The organism is Aminobacter niigataensis, assembly GCF_946995915.1.
GTDB lineage: Bacteria > Pseudomonadota > Alphaproteobacteria > Rhizobiales > Rhizobiaceae > Aminobacter > Aminobacter niigataensis.
Genome location: NZ_OX341517.1, coordinates 3,065,264 through 3,087,567, shown reverse-complemented (window position 1 = coordinate 3,087,567; position 22,304 = coordinate 3,065,264). Strand labels below are relative to the sequence as shown.

The 22,304-nt window shown below is 64.5% G+C and carries 13 protein-coding genes; 5 read left to right on the top strand and 8 right to left on the bottom strand.

Translation table 11 applies throughout. The annotated features are described in order from the left end of the window. Window positions 1–266: 266 nt before the first annotated feature. A complete protein-coding gene (locus O1Y97_RS15035) occupies window positions 267–6,722 on the top strand; it encodes a kinesin (protein ID WP_318761540.1) in 6,456 nt (2,151 codons plus the stop codon). 235 nt (window positions 6,723–6,957) lie between these two features. Here the strand turns inward: O1Y97_RS15035 and O1Y97_RS15030 are convergent, their stop codons facing one another. The 4 genes from O1Y97_RS15030 to O1Y97_RS15015 form a co-directional block, all read right to left on the bottom strand. Continuing rightward, window positions 6,958–7,557: an ABC-type transport auxiliary lipoprotein family protein gene (locus tag O1Y97_RS15030; protein WP_318761539.1), complete on the bottom strand. Its 600-nt coding sequence runs from the start codon at window positions 7,555–7,557 to the stop codon at window positions 6,958–6,960. Window positions 7,558–7,637: 80 nt separating this feature from the next. Next, window positions 7,638–9,011 (bottom strand): MlaD family protein, encoded by a 1,374-nt coding sequence (locus O1Y97_RS15025; protein ID WP_108607945.1) that lies wholly within the window; start codon window positions 9,009–9,011, stop codon window positions 7,638–7,640. 14 nt (window positions 9,012–9,025) lie between these two features. Next, window positions 9,026–9,847 (bottom strand): ABC transporter ATP-binding protein, encoded by an 822-nt coding sequence (locus tag O1Y97_RS15020; protein WP_318761538.1) that lies wholly within the window; start codon window positions 9,845–9,847, stop codon window positions 9,026–9,028. Between the two features lies 1 nt (window position 9,848). Next, window positions 9,849–11,036 (bottom strand): MlaE family ABC transporter permease, encoded by a 1,188-nt coding sequence (locus tag O1Y97_RS15015; RefSeq protein ID WP_108607943.1) that lies wholly within the window; start codon window positions 11,034–11,036, stop codon window positions 9,849–9,851. Window positions 11,037–11,113: 77 nt separating this feature from the next. Between O1Y97_RS15015 and dgcA the strand changes: the two genes are divergently transcribed. Next, entirely contained in the window at window positions 11,114–12,097 is a 984-nt protein-coding gene (dgcA, locus tag O1Y97_RS15010) for an N-acetyl-D-Glu racemase DgcA (protein WP_318761537.1), read from the top strand. On the opposite strand, the gene O1Y97_RS15005 is transcribed toward dgcA, so the two are convergent. Both O1Y97_RS15005 and O1Y97_RS15000 read right to left on the bottom strand, forming a co-directional pair. Further along, window positions 12,059–13,279 (bottom strand): MFS transporter, encoded by a 1,221-nt coding sequence (locus O1Y97_RS15005; protein ID WP_183260803.1) that lies wholly within the window; start codon window positions 13,277–13,279, stop codon window positions 12,059–12,061. The genes dgcA and O1Y97_RS15005 overlap by 39 nt on opposite strands. A gap of 308 nt (window positions 13,280–13,587) precedes the next feature. Continuing rightward, the gene (locus O1Y97_RS15000) at window positions 13,588–14,406 is read right to left on the bottom strand and encodes a UDP-2,3-diacylglucosamine diphosphatase (RefSeq protein WP_108607940.1); all 819 of its coding nucleotides are present in this window, start codon (window positions 14,404–14,406) and stop codon (window positions 13,588–13,590) included. Window positions 14,407–14,524: 118 nt separating this feature from the next. Here O1Y97_RS15000 and O1Y97_RS14995 point away from each other — a divergent pair, with 118 nt between their 5' ends. From O1Y97_RS14995 to O1Y97_RS14985, 3 genes are all read left to right on the top strand, one after another. After that, entirely contained in the window at window positions 14,525–15,304 is a 780-nt protein-coding gene (locus tag O1Y97_RS14995; RefSeq protein WP_318761536.1) for an SDR family oxidoreductase, read from the top strand. A gap of 167 nt (window positions 15,305–15,471) precedes the next feature. Next, entirely contained in the window at window positions 15,472–17,790 is a 2,319-nt protein-coding gene (locus O1Y97_RS14990; protein ID WP_183260799.1) for an NADP-dependent malic enzyme, read from the top strand. A 161-nt stretch (window positions 17,791–17,951) separates the two neighbouring features. Beyond that, window positions 17,952–18,932, top strand: coding sequence for a DUF2865 domain-containing protein (locus O1Y97_RS14985; protein ID WP_318761535.1), 981 nt, complete (start codon window positions 17,952–17,954; stop codon window positions 18,930–18,932). On the opposite strand, the gene gltX is transcribed toward O1Y97_RS14985, so the two are convergent. Then, a complete protein-coding gene (gltX, locus tag O1Y97_RS14980; RefSeq protein WP_318761534.1) occupies window positions 18,850–20,223 on the bottom strand; it encodes a glutamate--tRNA ligase in 1,374 nt (457 codons plus the stop codon). The two genes, O1Y97_RS14985 and gltX, sit on opposite strands and share 83 nt — an antisense overlap. A gap of 160 nt (window positions 20,224–20,383) precedes the next feature. After that, a complete protein-coding gene (locus O1Y97_RS14975) occupies window positions 20,384–22,186 on the bottom strand; it encodes an ABC transporter ATP-binding protein (RefSeq protein ID WP_108607936.1) in 1,803 nt (600 codons plus the stop codon). Window positions 22,187–22,304 lie beyond the last annotated feature (118 nt).

Genomic DNA, 22,304 nt, shown 5'->3' with positions numbered 1-22,304 from the left:
CGCCACTCGCCCATGGGTTGGTAACCTAGGGCGACCATGTGGATAACCCGTTAACCCGGCAACCCCAGCAAACCCATGGCGCCGCGGCCAATAATCACTCCAGTGTTAACCTTATATTTAAACTTTTACGTATCGGGGCGAATGCATGTTTTCTTTACCCGATTGTGTCACTACGATACGGGCGGTCCATATTGAGCCTCGGACGCGGTCAAAAATAGGACAAAAAGTCCAGAGATTCCGCGTCTTTAGTACAGGGTAGCGAAGGCATGGCGAAGAAATCCACTCCGACCAAAAACCTCGATCTCGACGTAGCCAAGGAGCTCGAGCAGGCGCTCGATCTCGACTTGAGCAGCGCCGATGACGGCGGCCTCGACATGGCCGCATCGATGGACGATCTCGAAGCACAGATTTCCAAGGCGGCCGAGGAACTGGCGCGTGAAAGCGGCAACAAGAAGCCGGCAGCGCCAAAGCCGGAACCTGCGCCGACGGCACGTGCCGCGGCCGAGCCGCCGACCCAATTGCGCCCTGTCGAAACCCGTCCGCTGCAGCCCGAAGGCTTCAAGCCGGCCAATGACGATCGCCAGAAAGACTACAAGTCGCTGCTTCACAGCCTCAACCGCCGGGCATCCAGCACCATCTACTGGATGGTCGGCCTTGTCTCGGTCGCCTGGGTCGCCGGCGCCGTAGCGCTCGCTGATCGCGTCGTCAGCCCCAGCATCTGGACCATCCGCTCGATCGACGACGGCTTCGCGCGTCCGGGCCTGCTGATGCTGCTGGTCGCCACCGTGGTGCCGATCGCACTGTTCTGGGCCTTTGCCGCAATGATCCGCCGCGCCCAGGAAATGCGCATTGCAGCCCAATCGATGACCGAAGTGGCCTTCCGCCTCGCCGAACCCGAAAACATGGCACAGGATCGCGTCATGATGGTCGGCCAGGCCGTGCGCCGCGAAGTGGCCGCCATGGGCGAAGGCATCGAGCGCACTCTGGCCCGTGCCGTCGAGCTCGAAACGCTCGTTCACACCGAAGTCAACCAGATCGAGCGCTCCTATTCTGAAAACTCCGCCCGCATCCGTTCGCTGGTCGACGGTCTCGGCAGCGAGCGCGAAGCCGTGGTGTCGCACGCCGAACGCGTCCGCGCCTCCATTGCCGGAGCGCATGAGACGCTGCGCGACGAGCTTGGCTCGGCAAGCGACATCATCCGCGACAGCATCCTCAACGCATCGACCAAGCTGTCGATGACGATCACCAATTCCGGCGACACCCTGATCGACCGCATCAACGAAGGCGGCATGGGCCTATTCGAAGCGATCGACAACCGCATGGATTCGATCAGCGACCGCCTGTCCACCTCGGGCGAGGCATTCGCCAGCCTGCTCGATACGCGCATCGCCAAACTGACCCAGAGCACCGACGAGGTTACCCGGTCGCTGACCGACATGCTCGACGACCGCACCTCGGGCATGGTCTCGCTGCTTGGCGGCGCCGCCAAGACGATCAATTCCGAGTTCGAGGCGAGCCTGCATGGCATCGAACGCACTCTGGCCGAACGCGGCCAGGCGCTCATCGGTGAGTTCCAGACGCGCGCCGAAGCACTCGACACCGGCACGGCAAAGCTCAACGCCGCGCTCGAAGCCCGCGCCCGCCAGATTAACGAGACGCTGGTCGAACGTGCCCGCGAGATCGCCACGACCTTCGTCGAGGGCCGCGATTCGCTGTCGGCGATGATCGACCAGGGCAAGACCCAGATCGGCACCGACCTCGCCGATATCATCACCTCGACCTCGACCATGCTCGAAGCCCGCGCGACCGATTTCGCCGGCCGCATGGAGGCTGCCCGTCACCAGGTGTCTCGTGCCTTCGACGGCGACATCCAGCGCCTTTCGGACGCCCGCGTCGGCATCGAGCAGGCGGTCGAAGACCACACCCGCAAGCTCTCCGACGCCCGCGACCGCATGGCAGCCGCCCTCAAGGACGACCTCAGCAAGTTCGCCGAAGGCCGCGCCAGCATCGAGGCCGCCGTCGGCTTCCAGGTGCAGAAGCTCGCCGAAGGCCGCAGCCTGATCACCCGGGCCCTCGACGACGACATGCGCAAGCTGGACCAGTCGCGCCAAGCAATCGACGAAACCCTCACCGGCCAGTTCCGCCAGCTCGCCCAGGGCCGCGAGCAGCTCGCCCAGGCGCTCGTCGAAGACTCTGAGAGACTTGTCCAAGCCCGTACGAACATTGACGAAATGGTTGCCGGTCATGTCGGCAAGCTGGCCGAAGGCCGCGGTATCCTGACGCGCGCACTGGAAGCCGACCTCAACAAGCTCTCCGACAGCCGCAGCAGCATCGACGGACTGGTCGCCGGTCAGGTCGAGAAGATCGCCGAAGGCCGCGCCATCCTGGCCAAGGCACTCGAAACCGATCTCGACGGCATCAAGGCGCTTGTCGACGGACATGCGTCGAAGATCGCGATCGACCGCGCCGAACTGTCGCGCAGCCTCGAGTCCGACATCTCGAACATCCACGGCCTGATTGAAGGCCATGCCGGCAAGCTTGCCGAAGAACGCGCCGTGCTCTCGAAGACGCTGGAATCCGACCTCGCCAAGCTGGCCGACAGCCGCGCCGGCATCGACGGTCTGGTCGCCGGCCAGGTGGAGAAGCTCGCCGAAGGCCGCGACATCCTCAAGCGTGCGCTCGAAACCGACCTCAACGCGATCCGCAGCACCATCGCTGCGCAGTCGGACAAGCTTGCCGAAGACCGCTCCTTGCTGTCTCGCTCGCTCGAGGCCGATCTCGACAGCGTCAAGGGCCTGGTCTCCAGCCATGCCGAACGTCTCGTCGCCGAACGCGGCGCACTGTCCAAGGCACTGGAAGACGATCTTGCCAAGCTGGCTGAAAGCCGCTCGGGCATCGACGGGCTGGTCGCAGGCCAGGTCGAGAAGCTCGCTGAAGGCCGCGACATCCTCAAGCGTGCGCTCGAATCGGACCTGAACACCATCCGCAGCACCGTCGCCTCCCAGTCGGAGAAGCTTGCAGAAGACCGCGCGATGCTCGCCCGTTCTCTCGAAGCCGACCTCGACGGCGTCAAGGGCCTGGTGTCGAGCCATGCCGAGCGCCTGGTCGCAGAACGTGGCACCCTGTCCAGGGCGCTCGAGGACGACCTCGCCAAGCTGGCGGAAAGCCGCTCGGGCATCGACGGACTCGTTGCCGGCCAGGTCGAGAAGCTGGCCGAAGGCCGCGACATCCTCCGCCGCGCACTGGAAGCCGACCTCTCCAAGATCGACGGCATGATGCTCGGCCAGGTCGACAAGCTGGCCGCCGGCCGCGATGCGCTGACCAAGGCGCTGGAGGCCGACCTCGCCATGCTCAACGAAAGCCGCGCCAACATCGACGGCATCGTTGCCGGCCAGGTCGACAAGCTGGCCGAAGGCCGCGACGCCCTGACCAGGGCGCTCGAAGCTGACCTCGCCCTGCTGAACGACAGCCGTACCAACATCGACGGCATGGTGGTCGGTCACGTCGGCAAGCTCGCCGAAGGCCGCGACACCTTTGCCCGCGCGCTGGATGCGGATCTCGGCAAGCTGGGCGACGCCCGCCGCGAGATCGACCTGGCGATATCAGGCCATATCGACCAGATCGCCGCCCGCCGTGTCGACATTTCCGACGCGATCGCCGGCGATATCGAAAAGATCGAAGACGCCTTCCGCCGCCAGACCGGAGTCATCGAAGAGCGTACCGGCACCATGGAGCGTGCGCTGTCGCTCGGCGTCGACAATGTCCGCGGCGTGCTCGAAAAGAGTGCCGTCTTTGTCGCCGGCGCCCTGCGCGACAAGGTCATGGAAGTCACAGCCGCTCTGCACGAGCAGGCCGGCCAGGCCTTCAGCGATGCCGACCGCGTCATCGCCGAGCGTGCCGAACAGACGTCGAGTGCCCTGCTCGCCCGGGCCGAAGACATTGCCCGTGCGTTCGAGGAGGCCGACGGTCGTCTCGCCGCCAGGGCACACGAGACTTCGAGTTCGTTGCTGGCCCGCGCCGAAGAAACCGCCGACACACTGTCGGCCAAGGCGGGCGAGATCGCCCAGACCTTCGATGCAGCCGACCGCTCGCTCATTGCCCGTGCCATCGAGACCGCGGAATCGCTGTCGGCCCGTGCCGGCGACATCCTGCGCAACTTCGACACAGCCGACGAACGGCTCGGCCTGCGCATCGGCGAATCGGCCGACGCGCTGGCAGCCCGTGCTGCCGAACTCGGCCGCATCTTCGACACTGCCGACGAGAAGCTCGCCATGCGCATTGCCGAAGGCGCAGACTCGCTCGGCGACCGTGCCGGCGAACTCAGCCGCATCTTCGACGCCGCCGACGAGCGCATTGCCGCCCGCGTCGCCGACAGTTCGGCCACGCTCGGCAGCCGTGCCGGCGAAATCGTCCGCAACTTCGAGGAAGCCGACGAACGTCTTGCGGCGCGCGCAGCGCAGACGGCCGACACCCTGTCTGGCCGTGCCACCGAAATCGGCCGCGCCTTCGAGGACGCCGACAGCCGGATCGCGGCACGCGTCGACCAGACGGCGGAATCGCTGCTTGGCCGTGCTGCCGAAATCAGCCGCGCCTTCGAGGAGGCCGACGGCAGGATCGCCGCCCGCGTCGACCTCACGTCGCAGTCGCTGCTCGGACGCGCCTCGGAAATCGGCCAGGCCTTCGATGAAGCCGGCCAGCAGCTTGCCGCCCGGGTCACCGAGAGCACCTCGGGCATTGGCGAGCATGCAGCATTGATCGCCAGCGCCTTCACCGAAACCGAACAGCGCGTTGTTGCCCGAGCCCAGCGCACGGCGGCCGACCTCGACGCCCGCGCCCGCGCCATCGAAGAAACGCTGGCCAATGTCGACGAACGTCTGGCTACCGGCGCAGAAGGCGTCGCTGCCCGCATCGGCGAGCACCTGTCGAGCGCCGAAAATCGCCTTGCCTATGGCGCGGAATCGATGGGCCAGAAGCTCAACGAGCAGGTTGCCCAGGCTGAAGCGCAACTCGTTGCCCGCGCCAATGTGATCGCAGAGACCTTCACCGCCGTCGGCCAGCATATCGGCCAGAGCACCAACGAGGCCGCCCGCACCATCGGCACCAACACGCGCGAACTCAACGCCATGCTGGCCGAACGCTCGAACGAGATCGCCAAGATCCTCGACGAGACGGCGCGCCCGCTGGTCGATCGCTTCGCCGAAAGCGGCAACGACCTGCACCGCTCCATGGAGGAGGCAACCGCCCGCGCGACCGAAAAGCTGCGCACCGAAAACGCGACCCTGGTCGACGCGCTCGCCAGCCGCACCGCCGAGACGCTGTCCGCGGTCGAGGGCGCACGCTCGACGCTTGCCGACAGCGTGGCCGATCTCATCGGCCGGATGACGACTTCGAGCTCGCAGCTCGGCGAATTGATCGAACGCGCGGCGCAGAACCTCGCCACCGTCGACGACCGCCTCACCGGCAGCACGACGAACTTCTCGGCCACCACCGAGAAGGCGGCGCAGACCTTTGCCAGCGCTGCGCGCCTGGTGGACTCGAACACCAACCGTCTCACCGACCTGTCGTCCAGCACGCTGCGCGAGGTGGCCTCCATCGCCACCAAGTTCGATGAGCACAGCCGCCTGCTGTCGAGCGCTTCCAACCTGCTTTCCTCGGCGCAGAGCAACCTCGAGCACACGCTTGAGCGCCAGTCGTCGCTGGAAGACCTTGCCGTTGGGCTGGTCAAGAAGTCGGAAGACCTCGAGCGCGTCATGCAGTCGTTCGAGCGCCTCGTCGGCCAGACACTGGAAAGCGCCGAAGGCAAAACCATGGAATCGGCCGAGAAAATCCGCGCCGCCATCTCCGATGTCGTCGAGACCGCCACCAAGCGCTTCGCCGACGCCACCGAGGACATGCGCCGCACCGCCGGCTCCATCAAGACCGAGCTCGAAAGCACCCGTGCCGAGCTCAAGAAGGGCGTGCTCGACATGCCGGAAGAGGCCAGGGAATCGACCACGGCCATCCGTCGTGCCGTGTCCGAGCAGATCAACGCGCTCAAGGAACTGTCGGCGATCGTCGCCAAGTCCGGCCGCGGCGTGGACGTTTCCGACGCCACCCTGCGCAACACGCAGCCGGCGCAGCAGCCTCGCCGTCCGGCCCCGCAGCCCGAACGTCGCGAGCCGCCGGCACCGCTGGCCGGTAACACCGGCCTGCGCGGCACTCTCGACATCGAGCGCCCGGCCGCCCAGCCGCAGCCACCGGTTCGCGAGCCTGCCAACCGCGGCCAGCAGGGTGGATGGGTGCGCGACCTGTTGACCGGTGCCTCGCGTGAGGAGCAGCCTGCCCGCCCGGCAGCCCAGCCCGAGCCGCGCGCCGTGCCTGCACAGCGTTCGCCGATGCATGTGGTGGAATCGCTCAACTCGCTGTCGGTCGACATCGCCCGTGCCATCGACCACGAGGCCTCGATCGAGCTTTGGGATCGCTATCGCCGCGGCGAGCGCGACGTATTCACCCGCCGGCTCTACACGCTGAAGGGCCAGCAGACCTTCGACGAGATCCGCCGCAAGTATCAGTCAGACGGTGAGTTCCGCACGGCCGTCGACCGCTACTGCGACGACTTCGAAAAGCTGCTCAAGGATGTCTCGCGCAGCGACCGCGACAGCATCATGACCAAGACCTATCTGACCTCGGATACCGGCAAGGTCTACACGATGCTGGCCCACGCCGCGGGCCGCCTGAAGTAAGGCAGAAGCGCTAAGACGCAAAAGGGCAGCAGGTACGCACCTGCTGCCTTTTTGCTGTCTGGGCTGAAGACTTGCAGAGATTGATGCGGGCAATGCGCCGCGCTTCCACCGATTGCGCGGCGGTTGAAGCGCAAGCGAGCGACTGCACAAGCCGTCTGACGTTGCGAAAGTCGGCGAACGGAAGCGCATCAGCCAGGCCCTTACGGCCCTGCTAACCTATTCCCTTACCACCTTTTCAGATCAGGCCTTCGGTCCACTTGACGATGTCGGCGGCCGCTTGGCCGAAGGCAGCGTCGAGGGCGGCGACATAGTCGTCGTTGCCGGCGCCGGAAACCGGTGCTGTGGCGTTGAAGACGCGCGAGGCACGGACCTGGCCGTTGCGGTCGTTCAGCAACCTGACGAACAGCTCGACCTCGGCCTGGGCAGCGCCACCGACCTTGATCTCGAAGCTGCGGACCTCGACGATGACCTGATAGTCGATCGCCAGCCCCTCGCCCGGCTTGCCTATGCCGACATAGCCGCCGGCACGCTGGAAGGTCTCGGCAAGCCTCGCCTGCAAGATGCGCGGCAGCCGGTCGGACCACTGCGCGCCCTTGAGGAACTGGATCGAGCCGGGCGATGGCTTGATGACGATGCTCTGTCCGTCGAGCGACTTGAGCGCCGAGGGTTCGGCAATCAGGATCTGGCGGCGGCTCGAACCGCTGCGGCCCGTCACCGAAGGCGCCGTCAGTTCGTAGGTGTCCAGCGGCGGCGGTGTGCTGACGAACAGCGAGGCGCAGCCGGACAGCGTCAGCGCCGCTGCAGCGAGCAGCAATGTAGATCTAGCAGACTTCACATGCTGTCCCCGGATACGACTCACTCGCACCTTGCGCGAACCACCCTCAAGCAACTTCATGGTGCGGCAGGCAAACGATGTCAACGACGCACCCGTCCGTCGAATTCACGCACGGTGCCCTCGCCTCCGGTGATGATGCGCTGCGGATTGCGCTCCAGGTCGGAGATCGCCTGCTCGATGCGGGTGATCGAGCGACGGCTGTCCTGGACAAGCGATTCGACGTCGCGCAGGCCCTGGCCCGAAAAGCGGGCGAGCCCGTCCGTGATCGTGCCGAGACGCGCATTGAGCGTATCGGCAACCTGCTTGAACGCCTTCAGCGTCGCACTTGCATCGGACATCACGCCTTCGGCCTCGCCCGAGCCCAGCAGCTTGTCGACCTTGGCAAGCACGCCGTCGACGCGGACGGAGGCCTGGTTGAGGCGCGACGCCAGTTGCTTGGCGTCCGAGACGATCTGATCGATGTCGTCGGCGCGATCGCCGAATTTGTCAGTGACCTTGGCGACATCGGCCGCTGCCTTGTTGGCGTTCTCGCTGGCCTTGCGAATGTTGTCTAGGGACTCCTTGACGCTCGCGGCATCCACCCCTTCGAGCACGCCGTCGACCTTACTCAGGGTCTGCTGTGTCTTTTGGGCGAAGTCGTTGATCGAGGCGACGGTGGTGTTGACGCCCTTGACGATGTCGTCGATCTGGTCGCTCTGGGCGCTGAGGTTCTTGGTGAAAGTGTCGACACTGGCGACAATGTTCTTCACCTTGTCGCGGTCGACCGACTTGAGCAGCCCCTCCGCCGCCTCGATGGTGCCGTCAAGCTTGCCAGAAACGGTGGAAAGCTGTTCCGAGAGCGCGCTCACGCTGGCCAGGAACTTGTCGACGCCGTCGGCATTCCTAGCCAGAGACTCCGAAAACTTCTGGGCATTGCCGACGGTTGCGGTAAGCGGGCCGCGGACGTCGTTGGTGAAGCCTTCGAGATTGTTCAGCACGGTGTCGGCGCGCTTGAAAATGTCCTGCGCCGTTTGCAGCAGGTTGGTGACAGCGGACGGATTGGCGACGATCTCGGCAACAGTGCCATCAGCTTCGGCCTTGTCGAGCAGGTTGGGTTCCTTGATGTTGGCGCCCTTGAGCTCGATGTTGGCCTGCCCGGTCAGGCCTGCAAGGCCGATATCCGCCTGCGTCGACTGCGTGATCGGCGTCAGCCTGTCGATCTCCGCGTCGGCAATCGCCACCTGGGGATTGCTGACGTCGAGATAGACGCGGCGGACGTCGCCGACCTTGACGCCGTTGAACAGCACGAAGCTGCCCCTGGCGAGACCCGAGGCCGAGCCGGGTATGCGCACGCGCAGCGTTGCGGTCTCGCCACGCTCGCCGATCGCAGCCGTCCAATAGACGAAAGCAAAAGCGGCCAGGATCGCAAACAGCGTGAAGATACCGACGATGACGTAGTTGGCCCTGGTCTCCATCACATCATTCCATTCTATGCCCTTGCGGCAAGATCAAGTTGCCGCGCGCGTTTTCCGCGGAAATACGACCGTACCCATGGTTCTTCGCTCTTCAGCATGTCCGCGATCGTGCCTTCGACCAGCACCTTCTTGTTGCCGAGCACGGCGACCCGGTCGCAAACCGAAAACAGGCTGTCGAGATCGTGCGTCACCATGTAGACGGTCAGGCCCATCGTATCGCGCATCTTGGCGACCAGCTCGTCGAACTCGGCGGCACCGATGGGATCGAGACCGGATGTCGGCTCGTCGAGAAAGACGATATCGGGGTCCAGTGCCAGTGCCCGCGCCAGTGCGGCGCGTTTGATCATGCCACCGGAAAGCTCGGACGGATATTTGCTCGCGGCATCCGGCGGCAGGCCGACCAGTTCGACCTTCAGCATGGCAAGCTCATTCATCAGCTTTCGCGGCAGGTCGAGATATTCGCGCATCGGCACCTGGACGTTCTCAAGCACCGTCAGCGCCGAAAACAGCGCGCCGTGCTGGAACAACACGCCGAGCCGCATATCGATCCTGAGCCGTTCTTCCTCGCTCGCGGTCTCGAGATCGACGCCGAACAGATTGATCGTGCCGGAGCGCTTGCGGATCAGGCCGAGGATGGTGCGCAACAGCACCGATTTGCCCGAACCGGACGCACCGACGAAGCCGAGGATTTCGCCGCGTTTGATGTCCAGGTCGAGCTTGTCGAGGATCACCTTTTCTTCGAAGGCAACCGTCAGGTCCCGCACCGACAGCAAGATCTCGCCCCGGCCATTCAGGCTCTGGCCTTCCGATTGAATGGTCTTTGTCCGGCTGGCCATGTCAGAAATTGATCGCTGCATAGAACATGGCGAACAGGCCATCGAGGATGATGACGACGAAGATGGCCTTGACCACCGACGCGGTGACGTGGCGCCCGAGCGATTCCGCACTGCCGCCGACTTTCATGCCTTCGACGGAAGCGATGGTGCCGATGATGATGGCCATGAACGGCGCCTTGATCAGGCCGGCAAAAATAGTGCTGAGGTCGATCGCCACCCGCAGGCGGTCGATGAAGGCTGCCGGCGGAATGTCTGAGTAGAACCATGCGGTGGCCATGCCGCCGCCAAGGGCTGCGAAATTGGCGAGGATCGACAAGCACGGCAGCGCAATCACCAGCGCCACCAGTCGTGGAAACACCAGCACGCCGATTGGGTTGAGGCCGATGACGGTCAGCGCATCGACCTCCTCGCGCATCTTCATCGAGCCGATTTCCGCAGTGATCGCGCTGCCCGAGCGGCCGGCGATCATGATCGCCGTCATCAGCACGCCGAGTTCGCGCAGCACCAGCACGCCGATCAGGTCGACGACGAAGATATCGGCGCCGAAATAGCTGAGCTGGAACGCGCCCTGCTGGGCGACGATGGCGCCGACGATGCCCGACATCAGCAGCACGACCGGGATCGCGCCGACGCCCATGCGGTCGATCTGGCTGAAGATGGCCGCAGGGTTGACGGCATGACCGCGCCCGAGCTTCATCTGGGCGCCGCGGATGGTCGCGCCCAGGATGTTCATCGAGGACAGGAAATCGTCGCGCATCTCGTAGACACGCCGGCCCATCGCCTCGAGCATGCGGATAAGAATGTTGGGCTGGACCTCAGCAGCCGAATCGCCGTCGCGCCGCACGGCCTCGCCAACGGCATCGAGCAGGACGTTGGCCGCTTCGCTGCGGCCTTCCATCTTGACCTCGACACCTCTTTTCTCGTTGGCGAAAACCAGCCTGTCGATGACCCAGGCGCCGGCGGTGTCCATCTTTTCGATGCCGGACAGATCAAGCGCCAATGCTACAAATCCCTTGCGGGCTTCGAGCGTGCGCATTTCGGCGTCGACAAGGGCTACGGTGCGGGTGGTCCAGATGCCGGTGAAGACGCAAGCGAGCACGCCTTCGCGCTCCGCCACAGCAACCTGCGGTCGGTGATCTCGGCCGTCGGCTGCCCCGCCGCTTGCTTCCCGTTTGCCGATGGTCAACATGGCACCCTACTTAACGTGTCGGCTGCTGCCTGTCGATTTTCGTAACCCTGACAAGCAGTTGAACGGAGCAGATTTTCATGGTGCGTGTCCTTTCGGTCGAAGATGAGCGCTTCCCCATCGCCGGAACGTTCACGATCTCGCGTGGTTCCAAGACCGAAGCCGAGGTCATCACCTGCACAATCGCCGAATCAGGCTTCATCGGCCGGGGCGAATGCGTGCCCTACAAGCGCTATGGCGAGACCATGGCAAGCGTCCGCGAGGCAATCGAGCAGGCACGGCGGGCGGTCGAGGAAGGCGCCTCTCGCACCGATCTGCTCGGCCTGATGCAGGCAGGTGCCGCCCGCAACGCCATCGACTGTGCCCTATGGGACCTCGAGGCAAAGACGAGCGGCATCGGTGTTGCCTCAAGGCTCGGCCTGGCCTCGCCCCGCGCGCTTGAGACGGCGTACACGCTTTCCCTCGGCGAGCCGGAGGCAATGGCAGCGCAGGCACGAGCCAACGCCATGCGCCCGTTGCTCAAGGTCAAGATCGGCGGCGACGGCGACATTGCCCGCATCCGCGCGGTGACCGAAGCCGCACCTCAAAGCCGCATCATCCTCGACGCCAACGAAGGCTGGACGGACGCCAACATCGCCGAAAACCTGGCTGCAGCCGCGGAATTGGGCATCGCGCTGATCGAACAGCCGCTGCCCGCCGGTGCTGACCAGATCCTGGCCCGAATTGCACATCCGGTGCCGATTTGCGCCGATGAAAGCGTCCATGGCGCCGGAGATCTCGACAGGCTCAAGGGCCTCTATGATGCCGTCAACATTAAGCTCGACAAATCGGGCGGCCTGACGGCGGCGCTCGAACTGCGCGACCGCGCCCATGCGCTCGGTTTCCAGGTGATGGTCGGCTGCATGGTCGGCACCTCGCTCGCCATGGCGCCAGCCGTGCTGCTCGCCCAGGATGCCGATTTCGTGGACCTCGATGGCCCGCTGCTCCTGGCACGCGACCGCTCGCCGGGGCTTATCTACGAGGGCTCAATGGTGTCTCCGCCCCGGTCCGCGCTCTGGGGCTGAGCGCGAAGCCAGCACCACAAGAACGATGGCGCAAGCGGCTACGCCGGCCATGAAAAAGAAGCCGTTGACGCCAAAGCGCTCGTAGAGCGGACCGGAAAGCAGCGTCACGATCGCCATCGACATGCCGTTGGTGAAGTAGGCCACGCCTTGTGCTGCACCAGTGCGCTCTTCGGGAACCGTTTCGGCAATCAGCTTCTGCACGCCGATCAGCACCAGGGCGGTCGATACGGCGTGCAAGGTCTGGACTGCAAAGAAGCCCGGCACGCCAAGCCCGAGCGGCCAGATCAGGGGATACGCAACCCAGCGGACGATCGCGCCGGCGCCGGCAAGTACGAGCACCAGCGCAGTCGATCTGGAACCGAACAGCCGGGTGAAGAACATGAACATGACGATCTCTGCCGCCACCCCCCAGCTCCACAGCAACCCGACGATGGTTTCGTTGATACCGAGGGACTTCCAGTAGATCGACACGAAACCGTAGAGAAAGCCGTGACTGCCGATGATGACGCCGGTGCCGCCGGCCATCAGCAGGAAATAGCGGTTTAAGAGCTTCGGCGCCTGCTGCATGTCGGTTGCCGACAGCGGGGAAGCCCGCCTCGGCCTGCCCAGGCGCGGCGTGATGAACGACATCAGGAAGCAGCCAAGCAATCCGATCGAAATGATTGCCGGCACCGCATCGGCGCCTGTCCATGACAGGATGAACCCTGCCCCCAGGCTGCCGGCGAGAAAGGCGATCGAGCCCCAGATACGCATCGCCGCATAATCGGAGCCGTAGCGGCGAACGCCAGATAGCGCCAGCGAATCGGCAATCGGCGAATGCGGCGTCCAGACCACAGCAAGCGCCAGCGAGACGGCCAGGACGATGAGATAGGCCGGCTCGAGGAAATAGCCGAGCGAAAGCAACAGCGCTGAAGCGGCAAGGAAGATGAAGACGTTGGCGCGGTCCTTGGCCCGGTCGGCCATCGCCGCGATCAACGGGGTGGTGATGACGCGCAGGAACATCGGCGCCGAAAGGATGATGGCGATCTGTTCGGGATCGAACCCCTTGGCTTCGAGCCAGAGCGGGAAATACGGCAGGTGCACGCCCATCGGCACGAACAGGGCCGCGAAAAGCAGCGATATGCGCAGCTCGAAGCGCTGCGGCTTGACCTGCTGTTCTGGCGTGAGAGGCGGAAGTGTCATGGCAGGTATTCGGTCCGGGTGCAGACCCGAACCTAGCAAGCCTCACCGATTTGCCTGATCCAATACCATGGCTATCCGGGAGGCGAAAGCGGCCCGGTTCGCCATGCCGCCCTGGGGTTGGGCCACGCCGATTGGTCCTTGTCGGCCCAGCCGCGTTGTCGTTCGGGCATCCGCAGGGCGATCATGGACGCCGAGACGCCACGCCCGCTCGTGGACCGGTTGCGTTGGCTCGACCATGGGCGCATGGCCTGGCCCTTCCCGCCGGTTGCGGGAAGCATGTCTTGAATGACACATGTGTGTTGTTCCGTTCAGGCAGCCTTGTCGACGCGCTGGTCGACGACCATCGGCACGAAGGGCTCGTTCACCAACTGCCCTGCCAGCACATGCGGCCAGCGCAGGATGACGAAGGTGCCGTCGAAATTCTCGGCAACGGCCGTGCAGTTTTCCACCCAGTCGCCAGTGTTGATGTACTGGATGCCGTCGAAATTCTCGATTGCCGGGTGGTGAATGTGGCCGCAGATGACGCCATCGACCTCGGAACGCCTGGCCTCTTCGGTCAGCACGTCCTGGAAGGCGCCGATGAAGTTCACCGCCTTCTTGACCTTGACCTTGGCCCAGGACGAGAACGACCAGTAGGGCATGCCGAAAGTGCGGCGGAAGCGCGCCACGAGCCGGTTCGTCGCCATGGCCGCGTCGTAGGCGAAGTCGCCGAGATAGGCGAGCCAGCGCGCATTCTGCACCACGGCATCGAACTGGTCGCCATGGATCACCAGGAAGCGCTTGCCATCGGCGGCTTCATGGATGGCGCGGTCGGCGACGACGATGCCGCCGAAATGCACGCCCTGGAACATGCGGGCGAACTCGTCATGGTTGCCGGCGATGTAGGTGATAGCAGTGCCCTTGCGTGCCTGGCGCAGCAGTTTCTGCACCACATCGTTGTGGGTCTGCGGCCAATGCCAGGAGCGGCGCAGGCGCCAGCCATCGACGATGTCGCCGACCAGGAAGATGGACTCCGCTTCGTGATGTCGCAGGAAGTCGATCAGATAGTCGGCCTTCGCACCCTTCGAGCCCAGATGGACATCGGAGATGAAGAGCGTTCGGAAACTGCGTGTGCTGGTGCCTGACATGGCATTTCACCCGTTGCTGTCGCGCTGGCTATGCCCAGATTCATGCAACAGACGTATGACGGTTGCAGTCGCATGCCGGCAGTCCTAGGGTGGCGCATCACCTACAGGAGACGGACTCATGGATCTCGGCATACGGGGCAAGAAGGCTATCGTCTGCGCGTCAAGCCGCGGACTCGGCAAGGGATGCGCCATCGCATTGGCCGAAGCCGGATGCGAACTCTTCCTCAACGGCCGCGATGCAGGCGCGCTCAGCCGCACCGCGACGGAAATCCGCCAGCGCTTCGGCGTGACCGTCACCGAAATCGCCGGCGACGTGTCCGATCCCGAGGTGCAGAAGGCGCTGCTCGCCGCCTGCCCGTCTCCCGACATCCTGGTCAACAACAATGGCGGCCCGCCCTATCGCGATTTTCGCGAACTCGACCGCGCAAAGATCCTCGAAGGCGTGACCAACAACATGGTCACGCCGATCGAACTGATCAAAGCGGTGATCGACGGCATGGCCGAACGCGGTTTTGGCCGGATCGTCAACATCACCTCGCTGTCGGTCTACACGCCGATTCCCGGCCTCGACCTTTCCTCGGGCGCACGCGCCGGCCTCACGGCATTCCTGGCAGGCGTGGCGCGCACCGTGGCGAACCGCAACGTCACCATCAACAACATGTTGCCGGGCAAGCTCGACACCGACCGCCTGCGCGGTCCGCACGAACCGGGCAGCGTCGAGGATCCTGTTCAGGGGGCTGCACGCCGCGCCCGGCTGAGCGCCGAAGTGCCGGCCGGCAGGCTTGGCACGCCAGAAGAATTCGGCCAGATTTGCGCCTTCCTGTGCTCGGTTCACGCCGGATACATGACTGGCCAGAACATTCCCGTCGACGGCGGACTGTATGTCAGCTCGTTCTGACCCTCGGAGAGGCTGACTCAGCATCTCAACATCTGGCGCCAAGCCGCTGGAATGATTTCCGTTCCAGCGCTTGAAAGTGCTTCAATGCCGTTTTGGCATTGACACCTCGAAATATGCAGCCGTCGTGCTAAGAACGGCCTTTGATGCGGATTCTAAAGGAGTTAGAGATGGCCGGGGACAACAAGAAGAAGGAAGCGCTCTCCGATCTCGATCAGGCCGCGCTCTTTTTCCACAAGCACCCCGTCCCGGGAAAGCTCGAAATCCAGGCGACCAAGCCGCTCGGCAACCAGCGCGATCTGGCGCTTGCCTACTCCCCTGGCGTCGCAGCCCCATGCCTTGCCATCAGGGACGACCCTGAGACCGCCGCCGACTACACCGGCCGCGCCAATCTGGTGGCCGTCATCTCCAACGGCACGGCGGTCCTCGGCCTTGGCAATATCGGCCCGCTGGCGTCGAAGCCGGTGATGGAGGGCAAGGCCGTCCTGTTCAAGAAATTTGCCGGCATCGACGTCTTCGACATCGAGATCGACGCTCCCGAGATCGACCAGATGGTCAACACCATCTCGGCGCTCGAGCCGACCTTCGGCGGCATCAACCTCGAAGACATCAAGGCACCCGAATGCTTCGACGTCGAGGAACGCCTGAAGGCGAAGATGCGCATTCCGGTCTTCCACGACGACCAGCACGGCACGGCGATCATCGTCGCAGCGGCGGTGCTCAACGGCCTGGAACTTGCCGGCAAGAAGATCGAGGACGTCAAGATCGTCACGTCAGGCGCGGGCGCAGCCGCCCTCGCCTGTCTCAACCTGCTGGTGTCGCTCGGCGCCCTGGTCGAGAACATCTGGGTCACCGACCGCTTCGGCGTCGCCCACAAGGGCCGCACCGAGGAAATGGATCGCTGGAAGGACCCCTATGTCAAGGACACCAATGCCCGTGTGCTGGCCGACGTCATCGGCGGCGCCGACGTGTTCCTCGGCCTGTCCGCCGCCGGCGTGCTGAAGCCGGAATTGCTCAGCCAGATGGCCGAAAAACCGTTGATCCTGGCGCTGGCCAACCCCAAGCCCGAGATCATGCCTGAGGAGGCGCGGGCCGCACGGCCGGACGCCATGATCTGCACCGGCCGTTCGGACTTCCCGAACCAGGTCAACAACGTGCTGTGCTTCCCCTACATCTTCCGCGGCGCGCTCGACTGCGGCGCAAGCGCGATCAACGAAGAGATGAAGATGGCGGCGGTGCGCGCGATCGCCGCCCTTGCACGCGAGGAGCCGTCGGATGTCGCCGCGCGCGCCTATTCCGGCGAGACGCCGACCTTCGGCCCCGACTTCCTGATCCCCTCGCCCTTCGATCCACGGCTGATCTTGCGCATTGCGCCTGCCGTCGCCAAGGCCGCCTGCGACACCGGCGTGGCCACCCGCCCGATCACCGATTTCACCGCCTATGTCGAAAAACTCAGCCGCTTCGTCTTCCGCTCCGGGCTGGTGATGAAGCCGATCTTCTCCAACGCCAAGCAGGCAACGGCCAATCGGGTGATCTATGCCGACGGCGAGGACGAGCGCGTGCTGCGCGCCGCCCAGGTGGTGCTGGAGGAAAGCCTTGCCAAGCCGATCCTGATCGGCCGTCCGCATGTCATCGAGGTCCGCCTCAAGCGCTATGGCCTTCGCATTCGTCCCGGCATCGACTTCGAGGTCATCAATCCCGAGGACGATCCGCGCTATCGCCACTATGTCGACCACCTGATCGATCTCGGCGGCCGCCAGGGCATCACGCCGGAGGCAGCACGCACCATGGTACGCACCAACAATACGGTCATTGCATCCATTGCGCTGAAGCGTGGCGATGCCGACGCCATGATCTGCGGGCTGGAAGGCCGTTTCGAACGTCACCTGCGCAACGTCACGCTGATCGTCGGCGCCCGGGACGGCGTCAAGGATCGCGACCTGTCGGCGCTTTCCATGCTGATCTCGCAGCGCGGCGTCCTGTTCTTCACCGACACCTATGTGACGGTCGACCCAAGCGCCGAAGAGATCGCCGAGATGACGATGCTTGCGGCCGACGAGATCCGCCGCTTCGGCATCGAGCCGAAGGCGGCACTGCTTTCGCATTCGAATTTCGGCTCACGCGATTCGCAAAGTGCGCAGAAGATGCGGCAGGCAGCCGCGATCCTGAAGCGCATCGCACCGGAACTCGCCAGCGACGGCGAAATGCACGGCGATTCCGCGCTGTCGGAAGTGCTGCGCCAGCGCGTCTACCCGCACTCGACGCTCAAGGGCGAAGCCAACCTTCTGGTCTTCCCCAATCTCGACGCCGCCAACATCGCGCTGACCACGGTCAAGACGATGCTGGACGCACTGCATGTCGGCCCGATCCTGCTCGGCACCGCCCAGCCGGCCCACATTTTGACGCCGTCCGTCACCTCGCGCGGCATCGTCAACATGACGGCATTGGCGGTGGTCGAGGCCTCGCAGCGGGCGCATGCCGCCAGCTGAAGGTTCGCCGTTTCCAAACAAACGGTTAACCTCGCCGGCGCTAGGTTGAGTCGATCCTTCCAGGGAGCGGCATGTTCGGGCGCGGCACGACGACAAGGGCGATGAGGTGGCCGGCGAATGCGCTGGCTGCCGCCTTGTCGATGATCGTTGCCTCAGCCGCCTTGGCCGCTTCGCCGCAATGTCTTCAGCTCGAGGTGGAACTGGCCCGCCTGCCCGACCAGCCCGGCGGCAGCTTCGTCCAGTCGGACGAATTCGCCGTCGCCGCAAACACCCAGCGCGACCAGATCGATCTGGCCCGTATCAGAGCAGCCGACCTCGGCTGCGGACGGGCCATTGCAGCCGACATGGTTGCCGCTTGCGCCGACCTCAATGCCCGGATCGCCAGGATGGAAGACAATCTCGGCAAGCTGGAAAGCAGGCCGGCGATGCGCCCCAACCGGAATGCCCGCGCCGAGCGGATCCGCATCCTCGACGCACTCGAACGGGCTGGTTGCTACGACCAGCCCGGCGAAGAGGAAGACTCGACCCTCAGCGCCGAACCAGGCGAGGACGAGGCCGGGGTCACGATCATTCGCGGCGGCAGCTCCGAAAGCCTTGATGCCGACGAGCGCTACCCGCAGCGCATCGTGATCGGCCGCAACCAGCAACAAGGAACGGGTGAATACCGTACGCTCTGCGTGCGGACCTGCGACGGCTACTTCTTCCCGATGTCGAATGCTGCCGAATTGTCGGATTTCCAGCGCGACGAGAAGAACTGCGAAGCGAGCTGCCCGGGCACCGACATCGAGCTGTTCTATCACCTCAATACCGGCCAGCCTGGGCAAAGCATGGTTTCCGCACGCTCCGGCCAGCCTTACGACAATCTGGAGACCGCCTATCGCTACAAGCGGGTGGATTTGCCACGCGTGCCGGCGTGCGGCTGCAATGTCAGCCTGAACAGCAACTTTTCCGTCGTCGCCGGCGAAGGACGCGCCGTGCCCAAGGCCGCCAAACCCGCCCAAGAAGACGAGGCGCCGCTCCCGGTCACGCCCAGAGCGGCGCCTGACCCGGACCGAAAGGTCAGGGCCGTCGGGCCAGCGTTCCTTCCCGCCCCACCAGCGGCAACAGATCTGCGAGTTCCGGGCCCGACTCCAGCCCGGTAAGGGCAAGCCGCAGTGGCATGAAGAGCGCCTTGCCCTTGCGGCCGGTCGCCTTCTTCACCTTGGCCGTCCAGTCCTTCCAGACATTGCCGTCCCATGGCTCTTCCGGCAGCAGGTCGAATGCCTGTCCGACGAACTCGCGATCCTCGTCGGCGATCTCAGCCGCCGGCTGCGGCCCCTCGCGCAGGATCTTCCACCAGGAGAGAGCATCAGACAGCCGGTCGAGATTGCCGCGCACGGCCATCCAGAACGCTTCGGCATGTTGGCCGCTGACGCCGAGCACCATCAGGCGGTCACGCACCTCGTCGAACGACATGTGGTGCAGGAGCGACCGGTTGAGCACGACCAGCTCATCGGGATCGAACTTGGAAGCCGACTTGGAGGTCGCGGCCGGATCGAATTTCTCGGCGAGTTCGGCAAGACTCGGCACCGCCGTGACATTCTCCGACGTGCCGACAAGCACGGCGAGCGAGGCAACCGACATCGGCTCGATGCCGCTGTCGCGCAAGCTTTCGATCGACAGCGCACCGGTGCGCTTGGACAGCCCCTCGCCCGACGCCGTGGTCAGCAGGTTGTGGTGGCCGAATGCCGGCGGCTCGGCGCCCAGCGCGCGGAAGATCGCAATCTGAACGCCGGTGTTGGTGACGTGATCGTCACCACGAATGACGTGGGTGATCTCCATTTCGATGTCGTCGACCACCGACGGCAGCGTGTAGAGATAAGTGCCGTCCTCGCGCACCAAGACCGGATCGGAGAGGGACGCCAGGTCGACGGTCTCCTCTCCGCGCACGATATCGTTCCAGTGGATTTCGGTGCGCTCGGTCTCGAACGGGTCGGAGGCGAAGTTGGGCAGCAGGAAGCGCCAGTGCGGCTTGCGCCCGTCATGCTCATAGGATGCGCGTTCGGCATCGGTAAGTTTCAGCGCCTCGCGCCCGTAGACTGGCGGCAAACCGCGCGTGCGCCGTACCTTGCGGCGCAGATCGAGCTCTTCCGTCGTTTCGTAGCAGGGATAGAGCACGCCGGCCGCCTTGAGCCTGTCGACAGCCGCATCATAGCTGGCGAAACGGCGCGACTGGTATTCGGTCTGGTCGGGAAAGATGCCGAGCCAGTGCAAATCGTAGAGGATCGAATCTGCGAATTCTTGGCGCGAGCGCTCGACATCGGTATCGTCGAAGCGCTGGACGAAACGCCCCTTGTGCTTGAGCGCGAACAGCCAATTGAACAGGGCCGTGCGCGCATTGCCGATGTGGATGCGTCCGGTGGGCGAAGGTGCGAAGCGAACTGTAACTGTCATGATCGGGGCGTAGCGGAAGGCTTTTGCGTTGACAAGACGGCGCCCCCGCACCTCTGTTTCAGAGATAATGCAAGATTGCCCCGAATGGAAGCTGACCAATGGGGCTACATCTGTTTGCCAACGAAGTAAGGGCCGCGATCATCTCGCGGCCCTTACAAGATCAGACCAGGCCTTTCGTCAGCTCCAGCGCCTGGCGTTCGAACAGCCGGCGGTAGATGCCGCCGTCGAGGCGAACCAGTGCCTCGTGCCTGCCCTCCTCGACGATCTCGCCCCGATCGAAGACGAGCAGCCGGTCAAGCGCCCGCACCGTCGACAGCCGATGCGCGATGACCAGCGTCGTGCGTCCGACCATCAACCGCTCCATCGCCTCCTGGATCAGCACCTCCGACTCCGAATCGAGGCTGGACGTCGCCTCATCGAGAATCAGGACCGGTGCATCCGCCAGGAATGCCCGTGCGATTGCCACACGCTGGCGTTCGCCGCCCGACAGCTTGACGCCGCGTTCGCCGACCAGCGTGCCATAGCCCTTGGGCAGGCGCTGGATGAAATCATGCGCGCTGGCGAGTTTCGCCGCGTGTTCGATCTCGGCCTGCGTCGCGCCGGGCCGGGCGTAGGCGATGTTCTCGGCCAGCGACCGGTGGAACAGGATCGGCTCCTGCTGGACGATCGCCAGTTGCGACCGCAGCGAGGACTGCGTCGTATTGGCGATATCCTGCCCGTCGATCACGATCCGGCCGCTGCCGACGTCGTACAGCCGTTGGATCAGCTTGACGAACGTCGTCTTGCCCGAACCTGAGTGACCGACAAGGCCGACACGTTCGCCCGGCTTGATCGACACCGAGAAGTCCCGGTAGAGCGGCAGCGCGTGGGTGCCGTAGTGGAACGTCACGTTCTCGAACTCGATGCCGCCGTCGCGGATCTGGATCGGCCTGGCGCCGGGCCGGTCGGCGACGCCGAGCGGCTGACCCTGGATGTCGACCAGTTCCTCCATGTCGTTGACCGAGCGCTGCAGGTTGCGGATGTGCATGCCGACGTCGCGCAGATAGCCCTGCAGCAGGAAGAACGAGGTCAGCACGAAGGCGATGTCGCCAGCACTGGCCTGCCCGCCGGCCCACAGCATCAACGCAAAGCCGATGATCGCGGCGCGCAGCAGAACCAGGGTGACGTTCTGCGACGTGCCGTTGATCGTGCCGCGCATCCAGGTCCTCGCCGTGCGGTGGCGCCACTTGGCGATCACCTTGGCGAGCCGGCCTTCCTCGCGCTCTTCTGCGCCGAACGCCTTGACCACCGAGTTGCAGCTGACGGCATCGGCGAGCGAGCCGCCAAGCCGCGTGTCCCAGCTGTTGGCAAGGCTTGCGGCAGGAGCGACGAAGCCGAGCGACATCACTACCGTCTGCGCGATGAAGATCAGCGAGCCTGCGGCGATGATCAGGCCCATCATCGGCCAGTGCCAACCCAGCAGGATGGTCGATCCCAGTAGCATCACGATGGACGGCAGCAGTGCCACCAGCAGCGTGTCGTTGAGCAGGTCGAGCGCCCACATGCCGCGCGTCACCTTGCGCACCGTTGAGCCGGCGAAGCTGTTGGCATGCCAGTCAGTCGAAAAGCGCTGGACGCGGTGGAATGCGTCGTGAGCGATGTCCGACATCATCTTGAGCGTCAGCTCGATGATGCCGGCAAACGCGATGTGGCGGAATACCAGCGAACCCGAGGCCAGCGCCAGCAGCGTGAAGAACGCCGCCAAGGCCGCATCCCACGCCACCGCGTCGGTCGCGGCACCGCTGGCAACGGCGTCGATCAGCCGACCCGAATAGAGCGGCGTCAGCACGTCGGCCATCGTCGAAACGAGCACGGCAGCCGAGATGAGGACAAGCCGCACCGGTTGGTGCTTCCAGTGCCTGAAAGTGAATCCCAGAACGCTGCGGAAGGCGCCGCCGCGCAGGTCGATACGAAAACGAGCCATGATGTCATCGAGGCGCCGAAAACCGACGCCATCCCAATAGAATGAAGTGCAAAAGGCGCGACGAATAATTCTTATGGAATCAGGAAGTCGCGGTACGGCGGCGTCGGGAACAAAAGAC

Bases quoted from the DNA above. Each gene is read 5' to 3' on its own strand.
- O1Y97_RS15000 (WP_108607940.1), bottom strand. From the start codon at position 14,406: ATGTCAGGCACCAGCACACGCAGTTTCCGAACGCTCTTCATCTCCGAT.
- O1Y97_RS15020 (WP_318761538.1), bottom strand. From the start codon at position 9,847: ATGGCCAGCCGGACAAAGACCATTCAATCGGAAGGCCAGAGCCTGAAT.
- dgcA (WP_318761537.1), top strand. From the start codon at position 11,114: ATGGTGCGTGTCCTTTCGGTCGAAGATGAGCGCTTCCCCATCGCCGGA.
- O1Y97_RS14990 (WP_183260799.1), top strand. From the start codon at position 15,472: ATGGCCGGGGACAACAAGAAGAAGGAAGCGCTCTCCGATCTCGATCAG.
- O1Y97_RS15035 (WP_318761540.1), top strand. From the start codon at position 267: ATGGCGAAGAAATCCACTCCGACCAAAAACCTCGATCTCGACGTAGCC.
- O1Y97_RS15015 (WP_108607943.1), bottom strand. From the start codon at position 11,036: ATGTTGACCATCGGCAAACGGGAAGCAAGCGGCGGGGCAGCCGACGGC.
- O1Y97_RS15025 (WP_108607945.1), bottom strand. From the start codon at position 9,011: ATGGAGACCAGGGCCAACTACGTCATCGTCGGTATCTTCACGCTGTTT.
- O1Y97_RS14975 (WP_108607936.1), bottom strand. From the start codon at position 22,186: ATGGCTCGTTTTCGTATCGACCTGCGCGGCGGCGCCTTCCGCAGCGTT.
- O1Y97_RS15005 (WP_183260803.1), bottom strand. From the start codon at position 13,279: ATGACACTTCCGCCTCTCACGCCAGAACAGCAGGTCAAGCCGCAGCGC.
- gltX (WP_318761534.1), bottom strand. From the start codon at position 20,223: ATGACAGTTACAGTTCGCTTCGCACCTTCGCCCACCGGACGCATCCAC.
- O1Y97_RS14995 (WP_318761536.1), top strand. From the start codon at position 14,525: ATGGATCTCGGCATACGGGGCAAGAAGGCTATCGTCTGCGCGTCAAGC.